Here is a 23181-nt window from a genome sequence, read left to right on the forward strand (position 1 = left end):
AGGTTGAAAGGCGTGGAACGCAAATTGGTCCAGCAAGATCAGCAGGATGAGACGGAAGCCGGCAAAAAGCCGCGCCGCCGGTCGCGTCGGCGGACGGCTGGGCTGTGGGCCATGCGCGGTGTTTTCATTCTGGCGCTGCTGGCGCTGGTGACCGGGTTCATGGTGGTCGGGCAGACGATGCACGCGCCCGCATGGGTCCGCGACCGGGTCGAGGCGCGGCTGGATCAGGCGCTGGGCGGGGTGCAGATCCGGTTCGGCGATGTCAGCTTTATCATCCACGAAGGCTGGCGCCCGCGCCTGCGCCTGACCGATGTGCGCATCAGTGATGCCGCCGGGCAACAGGTGGCCGAGGTCCGCGACCTGCGCGCCAGCCTTGCGATGCGGCCCCTGTTACGCGGCCATGTCCGGCCCAAGCGGATCATTCTGCAGGGCGCACAGATCGCGCTGACGCGGGGCGAGGACGGGGCTTTGTCGCTGACGGTCGGCACCGGCAGCACACCTGTGGGCGAGGCCCCGAATCTGGCGCAGCTGATCGAAGCCTCGGACGAGGTGTTCCGGTCGCCCGCGCTGTCGGCGCTGACCTCGGTTCAACTGGATGCGATCACGTTGGACTATAGCGATCTGCGGCTTGGGCGGTCATGGGTGCTGGACGGGGGGCATATTCAGGCCACCCGCAGCGCGCGCGAGGTGCGGCTGGCCACCGGGTTCTCGGTGCTGGCGGGCCGGGATTATGTCAGCGGGATCGAGGCGAACTATACCAGCTCGCTCGATAGTGCTGCGGCGCAGTTCGGCGTGTCGATCACCGATCTGCCCGCCGAGGATATTGCCGGGCACAGCCCTGCGCTGGCGTGGATGCAGGTGCTGCGGACGCCGATCTCGGGGGCGTTGCGCGGCAGCGTTGACGCTGATGGCGCGTTGGGGCCGGTCTTTGCCACGCTGAACCTGGGCGCAGGGGCGGTGCAGCCGACGCCGGAAACGGTTCCGGTCCGGTTCGACTCGGCGCGTACCTATTTTACCTATGACCCGAAACAGGAAGTGCTGGATTTCAACGAGATATCGATCAACTCGGCCTGGGGTCAGGTCGAGGCCGAGGGCAAGGCGTTCCTGCAAGGGGCCGAGGCCGGGCGGCTCGACAGCATGGCGGGGCAGTTCCACCTCAGCGGGATCGAGGTTAATCCCGCCAACTTATTTCCCGAGGCGCTGAACCTGACGCGGGCGGATGTGGATTTTCAGATGAAGCTTGCCCCGTTCCGGATGCGGGTCGGGCAGATGACGGTCGAGGATGGCGAGCACCGGCTGCGCCTTAACGGCACACTGGCCGGGTTGTCCGAAGGCTGGCAGGCCCAGATCGACGCCCAGATCGACCAGATGAACTCGAACCAAGTGCTGAAATACTGGCCCGAGCGGCTGGCCCCCAAGCCGCGTCTTTGGGTCACTGAAAACCTGCATTATGGCGAAATGTCCGACCTGGATTTCGCCCTGCGGCTGCGGCCCGGCGAAAAGCCCGACATCTATGCGGATTTCGAGTTCGATAAGACCAGCCTGCGGTTCGCCAAGACGCTGCCTCCGATACAAGAGGCGCAGGGGCAGGCCAGCCTGCTGAACCGCCGCTTTACCGTGACCGCGCAGAAAGGCGTGGTGATCGCGGATGAGGGCGGGGCGGTGGATGCCTCGGGCACCTCGTTCATCATTCCGGACACCGGGATCAAGAAAGGCGCGCCGGGTATTGCGCGGATTCAGGCCAGCGGCAGCGTGACGGCAGGACTGTCCCTGCTGGATCGCCCTCCGCTGGCGCTGTTGAGCAAAGCCAACTTGCCTGTCGATCTGGCCGACGGGCAGGTGCGCCTTGCCGGTACGCTGTCGCTGCCGCTGATCAAGGGGCTGAAGTTGGAAGATACCCGGTTCCATTTCGACGGTACGCTGGCCGATCTGGACAGTGACAAGCTGGTGCCGGGATTTGAGATCAGCGCCGACCGGCTGCGCCTCAGCGGGGACCAGACCGGGGTTTCGATCGACGGCGAAGGTCTGTTCGGCATCGTCCCGGTTACCGCGAAGTGGCAGCAGCCGATCGGAGGCGAGACCGCGCAGCGCAGCACTCTGACCGGTCAGATCGAATTCTCGCCCCGGCTGCTGGACCAGATCCATGCGGGGCTGCCGCGCGGGATGCTGACGGGACAGGCGCTGGCGGATTTCACACTGGATATCGGCGCGGGCGCGCCGCCGAAGCTGCGGGCGCAATCTGATCTGGACGGGACTGCATTGGCCATCCCCGAGCTTGGCTGGCGCAAACCGGCGGCGGCCAGCGGTACCCTGACGGCCGAGGCCACGCTGGGCGCACAGCTGAGCGTCGATGCGCTGCGGATCGACACGGCGGGGCTGCGGGCTTCGGCGACGATTTCGTTCCGAGACGGGGATTTTGACCGGGTCCGGTTCAGCTCGTTCGAACTGGGCGACTGGCTGGCGGTTCCGGCCGAACTGATCGGGCGTGGCGACGCTCTGCCCGATATCCGGGTTCTGGGCGGTGTGCTGGATTTGGGTAAATCGACCATTGGCGAAGGGGGCGGCGACGGCGGGGCCGGAGGGCCGGGGCCCAAGATGGACGTGACGCTGGACCGATTACAGGTGACCGAGACGGTTGCGCTGACCGGGTTGACCGGATCGTTCCAGACCACCGGCGGGCTGACCGGCGCGTTTGCGGCGCAGGTCAACGGAGGCGCGCCGGTCAAGGGGCAGGTGGCCCCGCATAGCGGGCGCAGCGCGGTTGGCCTGACTTCGGAAGATGCGGGCGCGGTGATGCGGTCGGCGGGCATTATTACTCAGGCCCGTGGCGGCAGCTTGCAACTGCAACTCGACCCCATTGCCGAGCCTGGAAACTATGACGTCGATCTGCGGATCGAGAACACGCGGATCAAGGATGCCCCCGCCATGGCGGCCCTGCTGAACGCAATCAGCCTTGTGGGGCTGCTGGATGAAATGGCGGGGCAGGGTATTTTCTTTGCCGGCATCGACAGCAAGATGCGCATCACGCCCACTGAGGTGAAAATCCTCAGCGGCAGCGCCGTGGGGCCTTCGATGGGTCTGTCCTTCGATGGCACAGTTGATACCGTCGCGGGACGGTTGAACCTGCGCGGCGCGATTTCCCCGATCTACCTGCTGAACGCAATCGGCAGCGTGCTGACCCGCAAGGGCGAGGGGGTGTTTGCCTTTAACTACACGCTGACCGGGCCGCTGACCGATCCCAAGGTCTCGGTCAATCCGCTGTCGGGACTGGCCCCGCTGTTCCTGCGCAACCTGATGCGCCAGCCCGCGCCAACGGTTTCGGACGGCCCGAACGCTACGCCGGACCGGTCCGATACGCCGCATCCCGCCCTGCAGTCGCGAGGCGAAGACCGCTGATCACAGGCGGTGGCCGAATCTGTTGCGGCGATGTATGGCGCGGCCATGAAACTCAGCGATTTCGATTTTCACCTGCCGGAACACCTGATTGCCACGCGGCCCGCCAGCCCGCGTTCGTCGGCGCGTCTGCTGGTGGCGCAGGGCGATGGGATCAACGACCGGCATGTGTTCGATCTGCCCGATCTGCTGCAACCGGGCGACCGGCTGGTGCTGAACGACACCCGCGTCATCCCCGCGCGGCTGAACGGGCGCCGCCACCGCGACAGTGCGCAAGGCCCCGTCTCGGCCGCGATCGAGGCGACCTTGCTGGACCCGCAGGCCGACGGCTGCTGGAGCGCGCTGATCAAGCCGCTGAAGAAGGTCAAACCGGGTGAGGAGATTGTCTTTTCCGACGACCTCAGCGCCACTTTGGACCGGGTTGTCGACGGGCAGGCCTTTCTGCGCTTCAACCTGACGGGCGAGGATTTCGACCAGGCGCTGGAACAGGCCGGCGCGATGCCCTTGCCGCCCTATATCGCTGCGAAACGCGCCGCAGATGAACAGGACAAGACCGATTACCAGACCGTCTGGGCTCGGCATTCCGGGGCGGTAGCCGCCCCCACGGCCTCGCTACATTTCGACGATGCGCTGCTGCAGGCGCTCGCCGCGCGGGGCGTGAATTTTACCCATGTGACCCTGCATGTGGGCGCGGGCACGTTCCTGCCGGTGAAGGTCGAGGATGTGACCACCCACAAGATGCACGCAGAATGGGGCCGGGTCAGCCCGCAGGCCGCTGCCGAGATCGCCGCGACCAAGGCCGCAGGCGGGCGGGTGATCCCGGTGGGCACCACCGCGCTGCGTCTGATCGAAAGCGCCGCACGGGGCGGCGAGATCGCGGCCTGGGAAGGCGAGACCGACATCTTCATCTACCCGGGCTTTCAGTTCCATGCAGCGGACGCGCTGATGACCAATTTTCACCTGCCGAAATCCACGCTGCTGATGCTGGTTTCTGCGTTGATGGGGCGGGACCGAATGCGAGCGGTCTATGACCATGCCATCGGTGAAGACTATCGGTTCTTCTCTTACGGCGATGCCTCGCTGCTGATCCCCTAGCGCGCAACTTTTCCGTTAGCGTCCTCACAATGTCGTAGACAAACGCGACGCAGACGGTATTTGAGCGCAAATCGACACTTGGTTTCGGCATTTGGACGGGCGACATGCTTCAGGTTCTCTCCAGCGCGTGGGCGCTTCTTCTCGGCATGGGATTGCTGATGGTCGGCAACGGCCTGCAGGGCACGCTGCTGGGTGTGCGCGGCGAGATCGAAGGATTCTCGACGCTTCAGATGTCGTTTGTGATGTCGGCCTATTTTCTGGGCTTTCTGGGCGGTTCCCGTCTGGCCCCCGAGATGATCCGCCGAGTGGGCCATGTACGTGTGTTTGCGGCGCTGGCCTCGTTCATCTCGGCCGTGATGATCATGTATCCGATGCTGACCGACCCGATTGCGTGGTCGCTGGGCCGGGTCGTGATCGGGTTCTGCTTTTCGGGCGTGTATGTGACGGCAGAAAGCTGGCTGAATAATGCGGCCAGCAATGAAAACCGCGGCCAGGCGCTGTCGCTTTATATGATCGTGCAGATGGCGGGCGTCGTCAGCGCGCAGGCGCTGATGCTGGTGGGTGACCCTGCGGGGTACGAGACCTTTGTGATCGCCTCGATCCTGGTCTCGGTGTCCTTCGCGCCCATTCTGCTGTCGATTTCGCCAACCCCTGCCTTTGATACCACCAAGCCGATGACGCTGCGCAAGCTGTTGGAAACCTCGCCGCTGGGCTGCGTCGGGATGTTCCTTTTGGGGGGCGTGTTCTCGGCCCAGTTCGGGATGAGCGCGGTTTATGGCGCGCAGGCCGGGCTGTCGCTGGTCGAGATTTCGACCTTCGTCGCGGCGTTCTACGTCGGTGCCGTCTTGTTGCAATATCCGATTGGCTGGATTTCGGACCGCATGGACCGGCGTATCCTGATCATGCTGGTGGCCGCCGTCGGCGGTTTCGGCGCGTTGGTCGGCATGATGCTCGGTGCGGGCGCGTTCCCGGTGCTCTTGCTGGCTGCGTTCTCAATCGGAGGGATGACCAGCCCGCTTTATTCCCTGCTGATCGCCTATACCAACGACTATCTGGAATATGATGATATGTCCGCCGCCTCGGGCGGGTTGGTCTTTATCAATGGCCTGGGCGCCATCGCGGGCCCGATCATCACCGGCTGGTTGATGGGGCTTGGCCTGCTGGGGCCTTCGGGGTTCTTTTTGTTCATCGCTACGCTGATGTTCACCATGGCGATCTACGCGGCTTACCGCATGACCCAGCGCGCCTATGTGCCGGTGGACGAGACCGGAGCGATCGCGCCGCTCTATCCGACATCCTCGCCCGTGGCCCTTGAGGTCGCGCAAGAGGTCGCCATCGAGGCGGCGCAGGATGACTCGGATACGCAGGAACCCGCCTGACGCCGGATTTGTGACTTTTGTGTTGCAATATGTTACTGTGACAAATCTGTAAAAGAGATTTAAATGACGTTACGTCCCTGGGGAGGACAATTACGGAGTCTAGGGCAATGGTTGGTCCTGAAGAAGTATTGAGTTTCTGGTTGGATGAGGTTGGCCCCAAGGGGTGGTACCTGCAGGATGATGCGCTTGATGCGCAGATCCGCGACAAGTTCTTTGCTACATGGAAAGCCGCGTGCGAGGGCAAATTCTCGCTTTGGCTGACCTATCCCAGCGGTTCGCTGGCCTATATTATCCTTATGGATCAATTGCCTCGCAATATGTTCCGCGGCAGCGCGCAGGCGTTTGCGACGGATCGCGCGGCGTTGGCGGCTGCAAAATGCGCCGTCGATAAGGGCTGGGACATGAAGATCGACGAACCGGCGCGGCAGTTCTTCTATCTGCCGATGATGCATTCGGAAAACCTGTGCGATCAGGAACGCTGTGTGCGTTTGATGCACGAACGGATGCCGCAGGATGGCGAGAGCAATCTGTTGCACGCACGGGCCCACCGCGAGGTGATCCGCAAGTTCGGTCGTTTCCCATATCGCAACGATGCGTTGGATCGGAATACAACTGAACACGAGGCCGCCTATGTCAACAATGGCGGTTACGGGGCCACAGTGCGCGAATTGCAAACCGGCGCGACCTAAGTCGCGGGCACACATGCCCGAACGATCAGAAGGCTGTTGGTCACGCGGTCGACCGAGGTGGTGATGGCGTGGTCAATCAGGTCTTCGGGATTATCCACCAGGCCCGCCAGCCGGGCCTGAGTGCTTTCCAGACCCTCTTCCAGCTTACCCAGTCGCTGCAAGGTGGCGTTGAGTTTTTGCAGATCAGCTGAATCCAGTACGCCCTCCTGCGATCGGATCGCAGCCAGATCGCTGCGCAACGCCGTCAGCTCTCCGCGAATGCCTTGGGCTTGATCGCGCAGCGGGGTCACCAGTTGCAGGTTCTCGGCAAACCCGGTTCGGATGGTGTCGACCGACTGGGCCAGCTTCCAGCCCAGAAACAGGCACAAGGCCAGCAGGATCAGGGTTGCGTTCAACAGGGCAAGCAACAGATCTTTGAGGGTTTTTGCCATGACAGGCCTCTCTGAAATATACGGTATGAATACAGTCGGGTTCGGTTCTAGCCTTTGGGCGGGCACGGGTATAGGCTGAAATCAGCGTCAAACCGGCGATCTGACCCTGCGTCACATATGTCGCGGGTAGGGCTGTTGATGCGTCGAAAAAAATAGTTTAACGGTAAACTAGTTTTGAAACCGACCTGCGCCGAGAGGGACACATGGCTGCACAATCTTATGATCTGATCGTAATCGGGGCCGGCCCCGGAGGCTATGTCGCTGCTATTCGCGCAGCCCAGCTGGGCCTGAAAACCGCCGTTGTCGAGCGTGAGCATCTGGGCGGCATCTGCCTGAACTGGGGGTGTATCCCGACCAAAGCGCTGCTGCGCTCGTCTGAGGTGTTTCATCTGATGGAGCGCGCCAAGGATTTCGGCCTGAAGGCGGACAAGGTCGGCTATGATCTGGACGCGGTCGTCAAACGCTCGCGCGGGGTCGCGGCGCAGCTGTCGGGCGGCATCGGACATCTGCTGAAGAAAAACAAAGTAACCGTGGTGATGGGCGAGGCGACGATCCCGGCCAAGGGCAAGGTCAGCGTCAAGACCGACAAGGGCACCGAAGAGCTGACGGCCAAGAATATCGTGTTGGCGACGGGCGCGCGGGCGCGCGAACTGCCGGGGCTTGAGGCCGACGGTGATCTGGTCTGGACCTACAAGCACGCGTTGCAGCCGCCACGGATGCCCAAGAAACTGCTGGTCATCGGCTCGGGCGCAATCGGCATCGAATTCGCCAGCTTCTACAACACGCTGGGCGCGGACACGACCGTTGTCGAAGTGATGGACCGGGTTTTGCCGGTGGAGGACGCAGAAATCAGTGCCTTCGCCAAGAAGGCCTTCACCAAGCAGGGCATGAAGATCATGGAAAAGGCGATGGTCAAGCAACTTGACCGCGCCAAGGGTAAGGTAACGGCCCATATCGAAGTAAAGGGCAAGGTCGAGAAACACGACTTTGACACCGTGATTTCAGCCGTGGGTATCGTTGGCAATGTTGAAAACCTCGGGCTTGAGGCTTTGGGTGTGAAAATCGACAGAACCCATGTGGTCACCGATGAATTCTGCCGAACCGGGGTCGACGGCCTCTATGCCATCGGCGACATAGCGGGTGCGCCCTGGTTGGCGCACAAGGCCAGCCACGAGGGCGTCATGGTCGCTGAATTGATCGCGGGCAAACACGCGCATCCTGTGAAACCCGAAAGTATCGCGGGCTGCACCTACTGCCAGCCTCAGGTTGCGTCGGTGGGCTATACCGAAGCGAAAGCAAAGGAGCTTGGCTATGACATCAAGGTCGGGCGCTTCCCCTTCATTGGCAACGGCAAGGCGATCGCGTTGGGCGAGCCCGAGGGGATGATCAAGACTATCTTCGACGCCAAGACCGGTGAGTTGCTGGGCGCGCATATGATCGGGGCCGAGGTGACCGAGATGATCCAGGGCTATGTGGTGGGCCGCCAGTTGGAAACCACCGAAGAAGACCTGATGAACACGGTCTTCCCGCATCCCACCCTGTCAGAGATGATGCATGAAAGCGTGCTGGATGCTTATGGGCGTGTAATCCATATGTAAGAAAGGGGGCTCTGCCCCCGCCGCGGCAAGCCGCGACTCCCCCGGGATATTTAAGGGCCAGATGAAGCAGGGGATCCGCACTTCATCTGGCTAAAAATATCCCGGAGCGCGAGGCAGAGCCTCGCAAAGAGTCTTAACGGTTCAGAGCGTCCAAAATGCGGGCCCAGGAGCGGATGCCCTTGTGGAAGCTTTTGACGTCATACTTCTCGTTGGGTGAGTGGATGGCGTCGTCGTCATTGGCGTAACCCACCAGCATCGAATCTAGTCCGAGGATTTCGTGGAAGTAGCCGACCACGGGGATCGAGCCGCCCATGCCGGTAAAGACGGCCTCGCGGTTCCATTCTTCGGACAGCGCCCCGCGGGCGGCTTCGAATTCGGGGCGGTCGAGGTTCATGACCGAGGCGGGGTCGCCGGCCACGTTGTCCTCCCACACGATTTTCACATCGGTCGACAGACGGTCTTCGACGTGTTTGCGGATCTTGCCGCGCAGCGCGGCGGGGTCCATGTCGCCGACCAAACGGCAAGTGATCTTGCAATGCGCCTCGGATGGGATCACGGTTTTGGTCCCGACCCCTTGATAGCCACCCCACAGGCCGTTGACCTCGAGCGTCGGGCGGGCCCATTGCTGTGCCAGCGCCGAGTATCCCTTTTCGCCATGCGGCTGGGAATATCCGACCGAGTTCAGATATTCTGCCTCGTCAAAGCCGCAATTTTCCCATTGGCGCAGTTGCTCGGCCGAGACCTCGTGAACGCCTTCGTAGAAACCATCGACTGCGACACGACCAGTTTCGTCGTCATAGAATGACGCGATGATCTTCGACACCTCGCGCAGCGGGTTCAGGCCGGGGCCGCCGTAGTGGCCCGAATGCAGGTCGATGCGCGGGCCGGTGAGGGTGAATTCCTCCTCGAGCAGGCCGCGCAGCTGCGAAGCAATCGAGGGAACACCGCGCGAGACCATGGACGTGTCGCAGACCAGCGCCAGATCGGCCTTCAGTTCCTCGGCATGTTCCTTGAGGAACGGCACCAGCGAGGGCGAACCGGATTCCTCTTCGCCTTCGAAGAAGAAGGTGATGCGGCAGGGCATTTTGCCGTGAACGGCTTTCCAGGCGCGGCAGGCTTCGACAAAGGTCATCAACTGGCCCTTGTCATCCGACGCGCCGCGCCCGCGGATCACCTGACCCAGGTCGGTGTCTTCCAGCGCAGGGTCGAACGGGTCACGGTTCCACAGCTCCAGCGGGTCTACGGGCTGCACGTCGTAGTGGCCATAGAACAGCAGGTGAGGGCCGTCTTCGCTTTCGCCCACCTGGCCAACAACCATCGGGTGCCCGGTCGTGGCGCGTTTCTCGGCCTGCACGCCCAGGCTTTGCAGATCGGCGACCAGCCAGTCGGCGGCCTGTTCGACCTGTGGGTCATACTCGGGGTCGGTTGAGATCGAGGGGATGCGCAGAAACTCCATCAGGCGGTCGATAGAGGGGGTCAGATCGGAATCGATCCGGCTCAGTACGGCGTCAAGCGACATGGTGTTCTCCTGAATTGTCCTGAATTTGGTAGGGTATGTAGCAGCGAGGGGAGGGCCCTCCAACACGCGTTCATCGAAAACCGGCTATGCATTGGGGTATTGAGTCGCCCTGCGTCGTTTCCTCGCGTCCGCAGGCCGCAACACCACTTGTCGATTGGGGTTTAGGTCGATATTTGATGCAAATCAATGATGCGCCATTTTTTGAACTATACTTGAGTGGTTCAAAGGAACGCAATCCGACGCCCCGCAGGGCGCAGGAGAAACAGCCGCCCGGCTGCCGCGAACAGAGGCCGGGCATCCAGGGAGGGTCCGTTGGACTATACTGCTCAGCTCGATTCAGCGATTGCCAGGCTGCATGAAGAAGGTCGTTACCGGACCTTTATCGACATTGAACGCCGTAACGGGCACTTCCCTCATGCGGTGCGCACCTGCCCCGACGGGTCGCAGCAGAATATCACTGTCTGGTGTGGCAATGACTATCTGGGCATGGGGCAGAATCCGGTCGTTCTGGATGCGATGCGCGAGGCGGTGGATGCTGCCGGCGCGGGCTCGGGCGGGACGCGCAATATTTCGGGCACTACCGTTTATCACAAGCGGCTCGAGGCTGAACTCGCTGACCTGCACGGCAAAGAGGCGGCGCTGTTGTTCACAAGCGCGTATATCGCCAATGACGCGACGCTGAGCACGCTGCCCAAGCTGTTCCCCGGCCTGATCATCTATTCCGATGCGCTGAACCATGCCTCAATGATCGAAGGTGTGCGCCGGAACGGCGGTGCCAAGCGTATCTTCCGCCACAACGATGTTGAACACCTGCGCGAACTGATGGCGGCGGACGATCCGGCTGCACCCAAGCTGATCGCGTTTGAATCGGTTTACTCGATGGATGGCGATTTCGGACCGATCGAGGAAATCTGCGATCTGGCCGATGAATTCGGTGCGCTGACCTATATTGACGAGGTTCACGCGGTTGGCATGTACGGCCCCCGCGGTGGCGGTGTGACCGAGCGCGACCGGCTGGCCCATCGTATCGACATCATCAACGGCACGCTGGCTAAGGCCTATGGCGTGATGGGTGGCTATATCGCCGCCAGCGCAAAAATGTGTGACGCCGTACGCTCTTATGCGCCGGGCTTTATCTTCACCACCTCGCTGCCGCCTGCGGTTGCGGCGGGGGCGGCGGCCTCGGTCGCGCATCTCAAGCGGACGCCCGAGCTGCGTGAGCAGCACCAGACGCAGGCAAAGATCCTCAAGCTGCGCCTAAAGGGGCTGGGTTTGCCGCTGATCGACCATGGCAGCCATATCGTACCTGTGATCGTTGGTGATCCGGTGCATACCAAAATCCTCAGCGACCGGCTGCTGGATGACTACGGCATCTATGTGCAGCCGATCAATTTCCCGACCGTTCCGCGTGGCACAGAGCGCCTGCGCTTTACCCCGTCTCCGGTACATGGGCCTGACGAAATGAATCGTCTGGTGCAGGCGATGGACGAACTTTGGTCACATTGTGCGCTAAATCGCGCCGAACTTGCTGGATAACCTCACACCAAAGTGTGCAACGAGTTTGCTGCGTGTTAGGCTTAAGCTAACAAAAGTAGCGGACGAATCGTCATAGGGGCGATTCGCCGCTGACGCGTAACACGCGACAGGCAAAGATGGGGCAGCAGGAATGATTGGGCGCAGATCACAGCGCGATTCCGAAGAAGGCATGGACGTCAGACCCAAGGGGTTTGATGACTATGAGGTACGGCTTGGCGATGTCATGCGTGGCGAACGCGCGACGATGGGCAAGTCTCTTCTGGACGTGCAGCGGGAACTGCGGATCAAGGCCAACTACATCGCTGCCATCGAAAATGCCGATCCGGATGCCTTTGACACGCCTGGCTTCATCGCAGGGTATGTTCGGTCCTACGCCCGTTACTTGGGCATGAACCCAGACGAGACGTTTCAGACCTTCTGCAAGGAAAGCGGCTTTGAGGTCGCCCATGGCATGTCGGCCGAGGCGTCTGTGGTCAAGAAAGCACCGGGCGGTCTGCCGTCGCGCGGACCGATGGGGCGCGATCCCTTTGTCTCGCCCAATACGCCTTATATTCCGGGCCGCGAATCTGTTGTCAGCCAGATTGAGCCGCGGGCCATTGGTTCGACGCTGGTTCTGTTGGCCGTCATCGGCGGCATTGGCTATGGCGGTTGGTCCGTCCTGAACCGCATTCAGCAGGTGCAGGTCAGCCCGGTTGAGCAGGCGCCTGTCGTTTTGACCGACCTCGATCCGCTGGACGCGGCGCAAGCGCGGACGGAAGAGACCGAGTTGGCCAGCGCCGATACGCCAAGCTCTGAGGCGCTGGACCGTCTGTATCGCCCTCAGGCGCTGGATGTACCGGTGTTGGTGGCGCGTGATGCGCCGATCTCGACGCTTGACCCCCGGACGGTTGGCACCTTCCGCGCGCCCGAGCCGCCGCAGATTCAGGTGACCGAAGTTCATACAGTCGAACGTCCGGCGCTGCCGCAGGTGGTCGAACAACTGGATACGACGCTGAAGATTGTGGCCGTGAACCCGTCATGGATGCGCGTCACCGCCGCCGATGGCAGCGTCATCTTCGAAGGTACTTTGGGTACCGTCGAGCAGGGCAGCACGTTTGAAGTTCCGCTGACCGAAGAGCCGCCGCAGTTGCGGGCAGGGGCCTCGGGGTCCGTCTATTTCTCGATGAATGGCGAACATTTTGGCCCGGTTGGTGCACCCGGTACCGTGACCAAGGGTGTTGTCTTGTCAAAGGATGCAGTGGCTGAGAATTTCACCGTAGCCGATCTTGAGGCCGATCAGAACAGCGCACTCAAGCAGCTGGTCGCCGAACTGCAGACCGAGGCGGCAGAAGCGCCCGCCGAGTGATCTTGGCATTGCTCCCGCCGGGTTGGCGAACTATCTAAGGCGCAACTCAGGCTGATCCGGACCGATCCCCATGTCCCACAATCCCGTACGTCCGTGGCGCGACATCTATCGCCGCAAATCCCGTCAGATCATGGTTGGCAACGTGCCTGTCGGGGGCGACGCACCTATTGCTGTGCAGACCATGACAAACACCCTGACCACCGATGTGGCCGCGACCGTGGCGCAGGTGCAGGCTGCGGCGGAAGCAGGCGCAGATATTGTGCGCGTCTCAGTCCCGGATGAAGCATCTTCCAAAGCGTTGAGAGAGATCGTGCGCGAAAGCCCGGTGCCCATCGTGGCCGACATCCATTTCCACTATCGCCGCGGGATCGAGGCTGCCGAGGCCGGGGCCGCCTGCCTACGGATCAACCCGGGCAATATCGGTGACGAAAAGCGGGTCAAAGAGGTGATCGCGGCCGCACGGGACCACAATTGCTCGATCCGGATCGGGGTGAATGCGGGGTCGTTGGAGAAACACCTGCTTGAGAAATACGCCGAGCCCTGCCCCGAGGCGATGGTGGAAAGCGGGCTGGAACATATCCGTATCCTTGAGGATAACGACTTTCACAACTTCAAGATCAGCGTAAAGGCCAGCGACGTGTTCTTGTCGGCTGCCGCCTATCAAGGCATTGCCGAGGCCACCGATGCGCCCATCCATCTGGGTATTACCGAGGCCGGGGGGCTGGTCAGCGGCACCATCAAATCCGCCATCGGTCTGGGCAACCTGCTGTGGATGGGCATCGGCGACACGATCCGCGTCAGCCTGTCCGCCGATCCGGTGGAAGAGGTTAAGGTGGGTTTTGAGATCCTGAAGTCTCTGGGCCTACGCCATCGCGGTGTGAATATCATCTCATGCCCCTCCTGCGCGCGACAGGGGTTTGACGTGATCAAAACCGTCGAAGCGCTGGAACATCGGCTGGAGCACATCAAGACGCCGATGAGCCTGTCGATCATCGGCTGCGTCGTGAACGGCCCGGGCGAGGCGCTGATGACCGATGTCGGTTTCACCGGCGGCGGGGCCGGGTCCGGCATGGTCTATCTGGCGGGCAAGGCCAGCCACAAGATGTCGAACGATCAGATGATCGATCACATCGTGGAAGAGGTCGAGAAGAAGGCAGCAGAGCTGGATGCGGCGGCTGAGGCAGCGGAGTAGCGGCGCAATCCTACAAACTTGATGATGTGAGTTCACTTGGGTCGCTAGGCGGACTTTGCTACCGTTGCCAAATCGAGCAAACAAATGAGACTGACCTGCCCGAAGGCAGGCCAGCACCAGCTTTTTAAGGTTAGCTTAGTGATTTCCAGAAGACGACTTTGTCATCCCCCGCAGCCCAGAAATCCCTGATCCGAGCTTCCTCGCTGTAGCCGTTCTTGCGATAGAACGCGCGTGTCTGTTCGAACTCGTCGGTGCCTGAAGTGTCAGCTATCAAGATGCGCTGTCCACGGTTCTTGAGTTCGACCTCCAGATGCTTGGCGATGGCACCGCCAAAACCGTTACCCTGCTCGGTTGGCAGAATTGCGATGGCGAGCATGTTCCATGCACCTTCGGCAAGTTCCTCTGGGATTGCGTAACAAAAGCCCACGGCCTTACCGTTTGCTTCGCATGTCAGCCAAATATCAGAGCTTTCACCGTCGGACAGGAATCCGTCCACCATGTCAGGAAGCATTTCATTGGGGAAAAGCTCGGTGCCGCTAAGCACCTCCTGTAAGGCTGCGATATCGGCTTGCTTTGTTGGTCGTATTTTCATTGGTCTTTCGTCTTTCTTCGTGCTGTCAAACAAGCAAAGACGCTTGATGTGACAGGCGCAAAGCTCATGCATCGTTGGTGATAGTTTGAATGTTCACGAGCCATGCAAAAGGAAAGCCTGCCACCTTTGAACAGACTCTACTTGGCTTGATCGTCCTGCCGTTCAGGACTTAGCGGTTTCCCGCAATCGTAAACATAAAATCTCCATCGCCTAGCTTCCGTGCCAAGCGTGTAATCAGGGTACCAGTGCAGTAGCTTACGAGCAAGACGAAGCAGGATTGAGCTCGAAGCCGACGTCGGCGGTGCCATTGCACTAAGATTTTATGTGTTTACCGAGATGCGGCGCTGGGGTGTTTGGGCGGCTCGGCCGTCCTTGTTCTCACCCCTGTTCCGCGCGCACGCCATCCGCAATCTGCAGCATCTGATCGGCGGGCAGGAAGCCACGCAGCATCTCAGAACCCAGCACAAAGGACGGTGTGCCCGAAATCCGCAACCGCTGCGCCAGTTGGCGGGTCTGGGCGATTTCCGCTGTCACCTCATCGCTGTCCATCGCCGCAACGATGGCGTCGCTGTCCAGACCCAGACCGTCTGAGATCCGGCGCAGGGTGACCTCGGAAGGCTCGCCACTGAACTCCAGCAGCGCGTCGTGGACTTGCTTATAGGCATCGTCCCCAGCCACCTGCTTTGTCGCGATGGCGAAGCGCGACGATACAACCGAAGCGTCGCCCAGAATGGGCAGTTCTTTGATCACCAGCCGGATATTCCCATCCTCGGCCAGCAGGCTGGCAACCTCGGACACCGCACGGCGGCAATAGCCGCAGCGGTAGTCCATGAACTCGACCAGTGTGATGTCTCCGTCCGGGTTGCCGCCCACCCAGCTGTAGCCGTCGTTGAACAGCGCGTCTGCGTTGGCGGCGACCAGCTCTTTATCAGCAGCAGCTTCGGCGACGGCGTTGCGTTCTTCCAGAATGTTGATCGCTTCGATGATCACTTCGGGATTTTCCAGCAGGTATTCACGCACCTGCGCACCGAATTCGGCCCGCTCAGCGTCGCTCATGGCGTTCAGGTCCAGCGCGTGGGCCGGAGCGGCAAGCATGGAAAGCCCCAGAAGGGCGGGTGCTGTATGTCTGAGGATCATTTCCGTTTCCTTTTCTTTTTCTTCGCCTGCTCCGAGGCAATCAGCACATCCTGCGCCCGTTGCCACCCCGGAGACCCCTCGGGCAGTTGCCCAAGGGCGCGCCTTGCGTGGATACCTGCATCATCCAGCCGACCATGCAAGGCATATCGTTCTGCTGTGACCGCCGAGGCCATCCCATTATTGCCAACCCGCGCATATGCCGCGCCGAGGTCCTGCATCAACCGGGCATTTCGATAGTCCCTTGCACGTGCTTTTTCAAGCGCTTGCAAGGCGTCCTTTGTTCGCCCGTCCGCCAGCAGGGCCCGCCCGTACCCGGCCAGGATCAGCGAGTCATTCGGGGCCATATCAACAGCTGTGCCGTAAGCTGCAACCGCTTCTTTCAGTCGGCGGTTTTCCAGCAGGATCTGGCCTTTCAATTCATAGAAGAATGGATCATCGGGGCGGATTTCAAGGGCCTTGTCGATGGCGGCGCGGGCGCGGGTCAGATCGCGGTTCTGGTGATGGGCCGAAGCCTCGCGCATGAGGCGGATGCCGGGGTCGGTTTCCTCGACCGCGCGGCGCAGGGTCCAGCCGGGCGCGCGCAGCCAGGCCGACAGTTTGCCCTTGACCCGCGCGAACCAATAATCGGCATTGGCGTTCTGCTGGGCTTTGTCGTCGAACTCATCCAGAAACTGTTCGGCGGCGCGCAGGCGTTCGCGGCTGGTGGGATGCGAGCGCATATAAGGGTCCTGATTGGCCTGGTTCAGCAATTCCTGACCGGCGAATTTGCGGTGCAGGTTGACCATCCCGCGCGGAGAGATACCCGCCCACCGCAGATAGCTGGCCGCGCTGCGATCAGCCGAGGCCTCTTCGGCACGCGTGTGCCCCAGAAAGCTGCGCAGCGCCGAGCCCGAGGTGCCAGCGGCGATGCCGGCGGCTGCTTCTCCTCCGCCCGCCGCGGCGACGATCAGGGCTAATGCGGTGCCGAACTGGGCGTTGCGTTGGGCCGCACGCAGGTTCTCGGCCCGCCGGGCAAGGTGGCCATTGGCGATATGGGCGGCCTCATGTGCGATGACGGCCTGCAGCATCTCGGGCGTGTCGACCGACAGGATCAGACCATAGTTCACGTAGATGGTGTTGTAGTCGATGACGAAGGCGTTGAACGTGCTGTCATTGACCACCAGAATCCGCACGCGGTTGGTGTTCAGCCCGGCGGCGCGCAGGATCGGAAAGGCCAGTTCGCGCAGGCCGTGCTCGATATCGGGGTCGCGGATCAGGTTCTGGGCGCTGGCCTGTGCGCTTGCCGCCAGCCACATCGCCGCAGCCAGCATCAGGGCCGGGATTGACGCCAGCCGGGATACGCGTTCAAAAGCCATGGCCGCAACATGGGAGATGGGCATGAGAAACTCAACCCGGTCCGGGGTCGACCCGTTCATTGTGATGGACGTGATGGAGGCCGCCCGCAAGGCCGAGGATGGCGGTCGCCACATCATCCACATGGAAGTCGGCCAGCCCGGAACCGGCGCGCCCAAAGGCGCAACCGCCGCGCTGGCGAAGGCCATGGAGCAGGGGCCACTGGGCTATACGGTGGCTTTGGGCCTGCCCGTGCTGCGCCAGCGCATCGCGCGGCTGTATGGCGAGTGGTACGATGTTGATCTGAACCCCGAGCGTGTGGTGATCACCCCCGGCTCGTCGGGCGGATTCCTGCTGACCTTCACCGCTCTGTTCGACAGTGGCGACCGTGTTGGCATCGGCGCGCCGGGCTATCCGTCTTATCGGCAGATCCTCAAGGCGCTGGGGCTGGTACCAGTTGATCTGCCCACCGCGCCGGAAAACCGCTTGCAGCCGGTGCCGGCCGACTTTGCCGGTCTGGACCTGCAGGGCCTGATGGTCGCCTCGCCCGCCAATCCGACGGGCACGATGCTGGATCACGCCGCGATGGGCGCGCTGATCGAAGCGGCACACGGACAGGGGGCCTCATTCATCAGCGACGAGATTTATCATGGGCTGGAATATGAGGCCAAAGCCGTCACCGCGCTGGAACTGACGGATGAGTGTTATGTGATCAACTCGTTCTCCAAGTATTTCTCGATGACAGGCTGGCGCGTGGGCTGGATGGTCGTGCCCGAGGATCAGGTGCGCGTGGTCGAGCGGATTGCACAGAATATGTTCATCTGCGCGCCCCATGCCAGTCAGGTGGCCGCGCTGGCCGCGATGGATTGCGACACGGAACTGCAGGCCAATCTGGACGTCTATCGCCGCAACCGCGCGCTGATGCTGGACGGGTTGCCCAAGGCCGGGTTCACCAATATCGCGCCGCCCGATGGGGCGTTTTATGTCTATGCCGATGTCTCGGGCCTGACCGACGACAGCCGCGCCTTTGCTGCCGAGATTCTGGACAAGGCCGGTGTTGCGGTCACCCCGGGGCTGGATTTCGATCCCGTGCGGGGGCACACGACGCTGCGGTTTTCTTATGCGCGCGCGACGGCGGATATCGAAGAAGGCCTGGCCCGCCTGCAGCATTTCATGGTCGAGCGCGGGGCGATTGCCGCGCCGGTCTAGGGCGTTCACAAAACGGCGTTGGTCGGGTAGAGTACCGGCCAAACGATCTCGGGAAAACTTGAGGCCATGAGCAGGATTTTCTATGCACTCGCCCTGATCTGGGCGCTGACCGGCGCTGCGTTCGCGCATGACTTCAGCGCGCTTGCGCGGGTGTTGCCGGATCAAAGCCGGATCACCGATGCGGGCCGGTCGGGCGTGCGGGTCGATCTTGGTCTCAGCCAGGGCGTGCCCTATCGCGTCTTCACCCTGCGCGATCCCTATCGCATGGTTCTGGATTTTCAGGAGGTCGACTGGACGGGACTGGACCGTCAGCGCTTTTTGCAAACCAACCGGATCAGTGGCGTGCAGTTTGGGGCTTATGTGCCCGGCTGGTCGCGGCTGGTGCTGGAACTGGGCGCGCCCTTGGCAATCGAAACCGCCGATCTGCGCGTGGATGAGGCCACCGGGGCCGCGCATCTGTCGCTGCATCTGATGGGCACCGATTTCGACAGTTTCGCTGCCAGCGCGGGCGCGCCGCGCCAGCCCGGCTGGGATTTGCCCGAACCGGCGGCCACGCCCGAGGCCGCGAAGCCGCGCGACAATCGGACCCTGCGCGTGATGCTGGACCCCGGGCACGGCGGCATTGATCCAGGGGCCGAGGTTCCCGGCACCGACGAAAAGACTCTGATGCTGACCTTCGCACGCGAGCTGCGCGAGATACTGCTGCGCACAGGCGGGTATGAGGTGGTGATGACCCGGGTGGATGACCAGTTTGTCAGCCTTGAACGCCGCATCGCGCTGGCGCATCGGGCGGGGGCGGATGTGTTCATCTCGCTGCATGCGGATTCGCTGTCCGAAGGGCGCGCGCATGGGGCTGCGGTTTATACGCTGGCCGACGAGGCCTCGGACGTGGCCAGCCAGAAACTGGCCGAGCGGCATGACCGGGGCGACCTGATCGCCGGGATTGATCTGAGCGGGTCCGACGATCAGGTGGCTGACGTGCTGCTGGACATGGCGCGGCAGGAAACGCAACCGCGCACCAACGCTCTGGCGCGGGCGCTGGCTGACGGCATGGCGCAGCAGGGCGGGCCGATGAACAGCCGCCCGATCCGCACCGGTTCATTCTCGGTGCTCAAGGCTGCTGATATCCCCTCGGTTCTGGTCGAGCTTGGGTTTCTGTCCAGCCCGCGTGATCTGAAGAACATCCAAGACCCCGATTGGCGGGCAGCGATGGCGCGAGGGTTGGCGCAGGGGCTTGAGGGCTGGCGGCAGGATGATCTGGTGAAACGCGCGCTGGTGGGGCAATAACGCAGCGGCGCAAAACGGCCATTGTAGGCTTTCGTGTTTTGACCCGGGGCAGGCGCGTCCCTATATAGGCGGCACCGCGAGTAAAAGGCAGTAACGTGATCCGGTTTATTCTTTCGATTTTCGGGGCGATCTTCAGCCTCGTGACCTTGGGTATCTTCATGGCCGCGCTGGTCGTCGGCGCGGTGTTCTGGATGTATGGCCGAGACCTGCCCAGCCATGAGTCGCTGGCGCAGTACAAACCACCCACGATCAGCCGGATTTACTCGGGCGAAGGTCAACTGATCGACGAATTCGCGCAGGAACGCCGCCTGTTCACCCCGTCCGAGGAAATTCCTGATCTGGTGAAACAGGCGTTTATCTCGGCGGAAGACAAGAATTTCTATACCCACCAGGGATACGATCCGCGTGGCATCGTCGCCGCCGGGGTTGAGGCGGTGAAATCGAAGGGCGCAAATGTGCGCGGTGCTTCGACCATTACCCAGCAGGTGATGAAGAACTTCCTGCTGTCCGGTGACCGCCGGGCCGAGCGCAAGATCAAAGAGATCATCCTCGCCACAAGGCTTGAGGATACGCTGGACAAGGAACAGATCCTCGAACTTTATATGAACGAGATCTTTTTGGGCCAGAACTCTTACGGCGTGACCGCTGCTGCCCAAACCTATTTCAACAAAACGTTGCAGGAATTGGCCCCGCATGAGGCCGCAACGCTGGCTGCGATGCCCAAGGCCCCGTCGGATTACCATCCGGTGCGCGAGAAAGAACGTCTTCTGGCGCGGCGCAACTACGTGCTGCGTGAGATGAACCAGAACGGCTATATCGATCAGGCGACCTATGAAGCCGAGGTCGATGCACCGCTGCGCTCGGTTCAGAATGGTGACTTTGAAAGCTTCCGCACGGCTTTGCCGCCCCGCGACTACTTCACCGACGAAATCCGCCGCCAGCTGAGCGAAGACTTCGGCGAGGGTGAGTTCTTTACCGGTGGCTTCACCGTGCGCGCCTCGGTGGATGAAGAGATGCAGGTCGAGGCCGCCAAGGCCCTGCGTACGGCGTTGCAAAAATACGACCGGTCACGCGGGAAATGGCGTGGCACCGGAGAGGTAATCCCCGAAGAAAAGCTGGCGGATGAGGCGCAATGGCGCGAGGCGCTGGCCATCATGGAAGTCCCGCGTGATGTGGTGTTGCCGACGCAATGGTATCCGGCAGTTGTTTTGAACGTGGCCGATCAATCCCTGACAGTTGGGATTGAGGACGGCCCGGCGGACGGCAGTATCCCGCGCTCAGATATCCAGTGGATGCAGGGCGACTTTGCCGCCAATTTCAAACGCGGCGACGTGATCCTTGTGATGGAAGGCGAAGAGGGTCAATGGTCCGCCCGCCAGGTGCCCGAAGTGCAGGGTGGTTTTGTTGCGATGGATGTGAACTCGGGCCGGGTTCTGGCGATGCAGGGCGGGTTCTCGTATCAGGACACCGTGTTCAACCGCGCCACGCAGGCGCAGCGCCAGCCGGGATCGAGCTTTAAGCCCTTCGTTTATGCCGCAGCTTTGGACAGCGGCTATAGCCCTGCTACCATCGTTGTGGACGCGCCGATCGAGGTGAACACGCCACAGGGTCTGTGGCGGCCCAAGAACTCGTCGAACAAATTCTATGGGCCAACGCCGCTGCGTACCGGGATTGAACAGTCGCGGAACCTGATGACCATCCGTCTGGCGCAAGAGGTCACGATGCCCGTTGTTGCGGGCTATGCGGAACGCTTTGGTGTCTATGACCGGATGGGGGCATTCCTTGCCAACTCACTGGGGTCCGAGGAGACGACGCTGTATAAGATGGTCGCGGCCTACGCGATGTTTGCCAACGGGGGTGAACGGGTTGAGCCGACGCTGGTTGACCGAATTCAGGACCGGTACGGCAAGACGATCTATCGCCACGATGACCGGCAATGTCTGGATTGCAACTCAAGCTGGCTGGAGCCGGATGAGGCGCCACAGATCATCACCGATCGCAGTCAGGTGATGGATGCGATTACGGCGTATCAGCTGACCTCGATGATGAAAGGGGTGGTGGATCGCGGTACAGCCTCGGCCCATGTCAGGCTGCCGGTGCCGACGGCGGGCAAGACCGGTACGACCAACGAATCCAAGGATGCGTGGTTCATCGGCTTCACGTCGAACATCGTGGCGGGCTGCTATATCGGTTACGACCGTCCACGCCCGATGGGGCGGGGGGCTTATGGCGGCACGATGTGCGGCCCGGTCTTCCAGAGTTTCATGGAGAAGGCCGTCGAGAAATACGGTGGTGGCCCGTTCGAAGTGCCTCCGGGTGGGCATTTCATCAAGATCGACCGGTTCAGCGGTGCGCGTCTGCCCGAGGATGCCTCGGGCGAATATGTCGTGGCCGAGTATTTCCGGGATGGCGTCGATGGCTTTATCGACCGGGTTTATGATGGTGGCTTTGCCGTGGGATCAGAACTGCCGCTGTTCGAAGAGGTGACCCGAGGCGGTCGTCAGGTGACGACCTCGACCGGGAACACGATCACGGTTGGTCCCAACGCAAGTCAGGGTGACCTGCAGGGCGGCGGGCTTTACTGATCTGCGATCTTTAGGAAAAGGTGAAGCAGATCGGCCTCACGGTCGGTTTCGATCAGGGCCTCGGCGCGCCAGAAGATCGACAACGCGCATTTTGCGGCAGCCCATTGGGCCAGCCGGTTAACGTCTACGCTCATCGCATTGGCATAGAGCATCAGGCAGTGTTCAATCTGGCGACGTTGCTGGACCAGCGCGGCCATGCCCTTGGGATGGCGCAGAGCGTTGGCAAGCTCAAACGCGGGATCGCCCAGATACCCTTTGGCATCGATGACCCGAGGGCCTTCGGCGGTTTGGATGACGTTATCGGGGTGCAGGTCGCCGTGCAGCGGGACGGCGATGGGCTGACTGTCTAGCAAAGTGCGTGCCAGGGAGATCGCTTGGCTCATGTCATGCTGGAATTGCGGGGCGCAGTCTGGTGAGAAGCGGATCGCGAAAATCGGGTCGAAAACCTGCCGTAGCGGCCTCAGGCCTGATGCCTGCACAACCGGCGCGTGGTGCAGGCGATACGCGGTTTCAGCCAGAGTTGCCACAGCCGCATCGGGCTGACCTCCTCGTGCCAGATCGCCCAAGGATGGCCCTTCAAGCCAGTCCATCAGCACCGCGTTTTCGGTTTCAGCCAGAACCCGAACCGCGCCGCGATCCTGCCAGAGGCCGAGCAGCTTCGTCCCCGCAGCCTCATTCCCTCGATCCCCCCGGCGATAAAGCTTCAGGGCTGCGTATCCATCAGCTGTTTGCACCTTCCAGGCCCGCGCGTGACCAGTATCGGCGACCTGTTCCAGAAGGCTCAGGCCCCATTCATCTGCTATCTTTTCCACCGCGCTTTGCATTCCGATCCCGCCTGTCTTGTGGTGGCCCGCACCTCTTG

At 61.7% G+C, this 23181-nt stretch carries 17 protein-coding genes; 11 read left to right on the plus strand and 6 right to left on the minus strand.

What is annotated here, in order from left to right; translation table 11 throughout:
* The first annotated feature begins 12 nt into the window (after window positions 1–12).
* The 4 genes from ACR0J1_RS01200 to ACR0J1_RS01215 all read left to right on the plus strand — a co-directional run bounded on the left by ACR0J1_RS01200 (window position 13) and on the right by ACR0J1_RS01215 (window position 6556).
* Window positions 13–3396: a YhdP family protein gene (locus ACR0J1_RS01200; protein WP_480730054.1), complete on the plus strand. Its 3384-nt coding sequence runs from the start codon at window positions 13–15 to the stop codon at window positions 3394–3396.
* A gap of 45 nt (window positions 3397–3441) precedes the next feature.
* On the plus strand, window positions 3442–4488 hold the full coding sequence (gene queA / locus ACR0J1_RS01205) for a tRNA preQ1(34) S-adenosylmethionine ribosyltransferase-isomerase QueA (RefSeq protein WP_480730408.1): 1047 nt from the start codon (window positions 3442–3444) through the stop codon (window positions 4486–4488).
* 104 nt (window positions 4489–4592) lie between these two features.
* On the plus strand, window positions 4593–5867 hold the full coding sequence (locus tag ACR0J1_RS01210; RefSeq protein ID WP_480730052.1) for an MFS transporter: 1275 nt from the start codon (window positions 4593–4595) through the stop codon (window positions 5865–5867).
* A 107-nt stretch (window positions 5868–5974) separates the two neighbouring features.
* Window positions 5975–6556, plus strand: coding sequence for a DUF924 family protein (locus tag ACR0J1_RS01215; protein WP_480730051.1), 582 nt, complete (start codon window positions 5975–5977; stop codon window positions 6554–6556).
* Here ACR0J1_RS01215 and ACR0J1_RS01220 read toward each other — a convergent pair.
* The gene (locus tag ACR0J1_RS01220; RefSeq protein ID WP_480730049.1) at window positions 6553–6987 is read right to left on the minus strand and encodes a hypothetical protein; all 435 of its coding nucleotides are present in this window, start codon (window positions 6985–6987) and stop codon (window positions 6553–6555) included. The two genes, ACR0J1_RS01215 and ACR0J1_RS01220, sit on opposite strands and share 4 nt — an antisense overlap.
* 203 nt (window positions 6988–7190) lie before the next feature.
* On the opposite strand from ACR0J1_RS01220, the gene lpdA reads away from it, so the two are divergent.
* The gene (gene lpdA / locus ACR0J1_RS01225; RefSeq protein ID WP_480730048.1) at window positions 7191–8585 is read left to right on the plus strand and encodes a dihydrolipoyl dehydrogenase; all 1395 of its coding nucleotides are present in this window, start codon (window positions 7191–7193) and stop codon (window positions 8583–8585) included.
* A gap of 133 nt (window positions 8586–8718) precedes the next feature.
* Here the strand turns inward: lpdA and ACR0J1_RS01230 are convergent, their stop codons facing one another.
* The gene (locus ACR0J1_RS01230; protein WP_480730047.1) at window positions 8719–10104 is read right to left on the minus strand and encodes a dipeptidase; all 1386 of its coding nucleotides are present in this window, start codon (window positions 10102–10104) and stop codon (window positions 8719–8721) included.
* Window positions 10105–10416: 312 nt separating this feature from the next.
* Between ACR0J1_RS01230 and hemA the strand changes: the two genes are divergently transcribed.
* The 3 genes from hemA (at window position 10417) to ispG (ending at window position 14177) form a co-directional block, all read left to right on the plus strand.
* Window positions 10417–11640, plus strand: a complete 1224-nt coding sequence (gene hemA, locus ACR0J1_RS01235) for a 5-aminolevulinate synthase (protein WP_480730046.1) — start codon at window positions 10417–10419, stop codon at window positions 11638–11640.
* A gap of 130 nt (window positions 11641–11770) precedes the next feature.
* A complete protein-coding gene (locus ACR0J1_RS01240; protein ID WP_480730044.1) occupies window positions 11771–12985 on the plus strand; it encodes a helix-turn-helix domain-containing protein in 1215 nt (404 codons plus the stop codon).
* A 70-nt stretch (window positions 12986–13055) separates the two neighbouring features.
* Window positions 13056–14177 carry a flavodoxin-dependent (E)-4-hydroxy-3-methylbut-2-enyl-diphosphate synthase gene (ispG, locus tag ACR0J1_RS01245; protein WP_480730042.1) on the plus strand — a complete coding sequence of 374 codons (1122 nt, stop codon included), beginning with the start codon at window positions 13056–13058 and terminating at the stop codon, window positions 14175–14177.
* 130 nt (window positions 14178–14307) lie between these two features.
* Here the strand turns inward: ispG and ACR0J1_RS01250 are convergent, their stop codons facing one another.
* The 3 genes from ACR0J1_RS01250 to ACR0J1_RS01260 form a co-directional block, all read right to left on the minus strand.
* A complete protein-coding gene (locus ACR0J1_RS01250) occupies window positions 14308–14769 on the minus strand; it encodes an N-acetyltransferase family protein (RefSeq protein WP_480734628.1) in 462 nt (153 codons plus the stop codon).
* Window positions 14770–15147: 378 nt separating this feature from the next.
* Window positions 15148–15906, minus strand: a complete 759-nt coding sequence (locus ACR0J1_RS01255) for a DsbA family protein (protein ID WP_480730039.1) — start codon at window positions 15904–15906, stop codon at window positions 15148–15150.
* Window positions 15903–17285, minus strand: coding sequence for a M48 family metalloprotease (locus tag ACR0J1_RS01260; RefSeq protein ID WP_480730037.1), 1383 nt, complete (start codon window positions 17283–17285; stop codon window positions 15903–15905). Before ACR0J1_RS01260 ends, ACR0J1_RS01255 begins: the two co-directional genes overlap by 4 nt.
* Here ACR0J1_RS01260 and ACR0J1_RS01265 point away from each other — a divergent pair.
* From ACR0J1_RS01265 to ACR0J1_RS01275, 3 genes are all read left to right on the plus strand, one after another.
* Complete coding sequence (locus ACR0J1_RS01265; protein ID WP_480730035.1) at window positions 17284–18447, plus strand: pyridoxal phosphate-dependent aminotransferase; 1164 nt, start codon at window positions 17284–17286, stop codon at window positions 18445–18447. The two genes, ACR0J1_RS01260 and ACR0J1_RS01265, sit on opposite strands and share 2 nt — an antisense overlap.
* A 66-nt stretch (window positions 18448–18513) precedes the next feature.
* A complete protein-coding gene (locus ACR0J1_RS01270) occupies window positions 18514–19734 on the plus strand; it encodes an N-acetylmuramoyl-L-alanine amidase (protein ID WP_480730034.1) in 1221 nt (406 codons plus the stop codon).
* Between the two features lie 95 nt (window positions 19735–19829).
* A complete protein-coding gene (locus ACR0J1_RS01275; RefSeq protein WP_480730032.1) occupies window positions 19830–22319 on the plus strand; it encodes a penicillin-binding protein 1A in 2490 nt (829 codons plus the stop codon).
* On the opposite strand, the gene ACR0J1_RS01280 is transcribed toward ACR0J1_RS01275, so the two are convergent.
* On the minus strand, window positions 22313–23131 hold the full coding sequence (locus ACR0J1_RS01280; RefSeq protein WP_480730031.1) for an aminoglycoside phosphotransferase family protein: 819 nt from the start codon (window positions 23129–23131) through the stop codon (window positions 22313–22315). The two genes, ACR0J1_RS01275 and ACR0J1_RS01280, sit on opposite strands and share 7 nt — an antisense overlap.
* Between the last annotated feature and the right edge of the window lie 50 nt (window positions 23132–23181).

Source organism: Ruegeria sp. CJ3, from assembly GCF_056536725.1.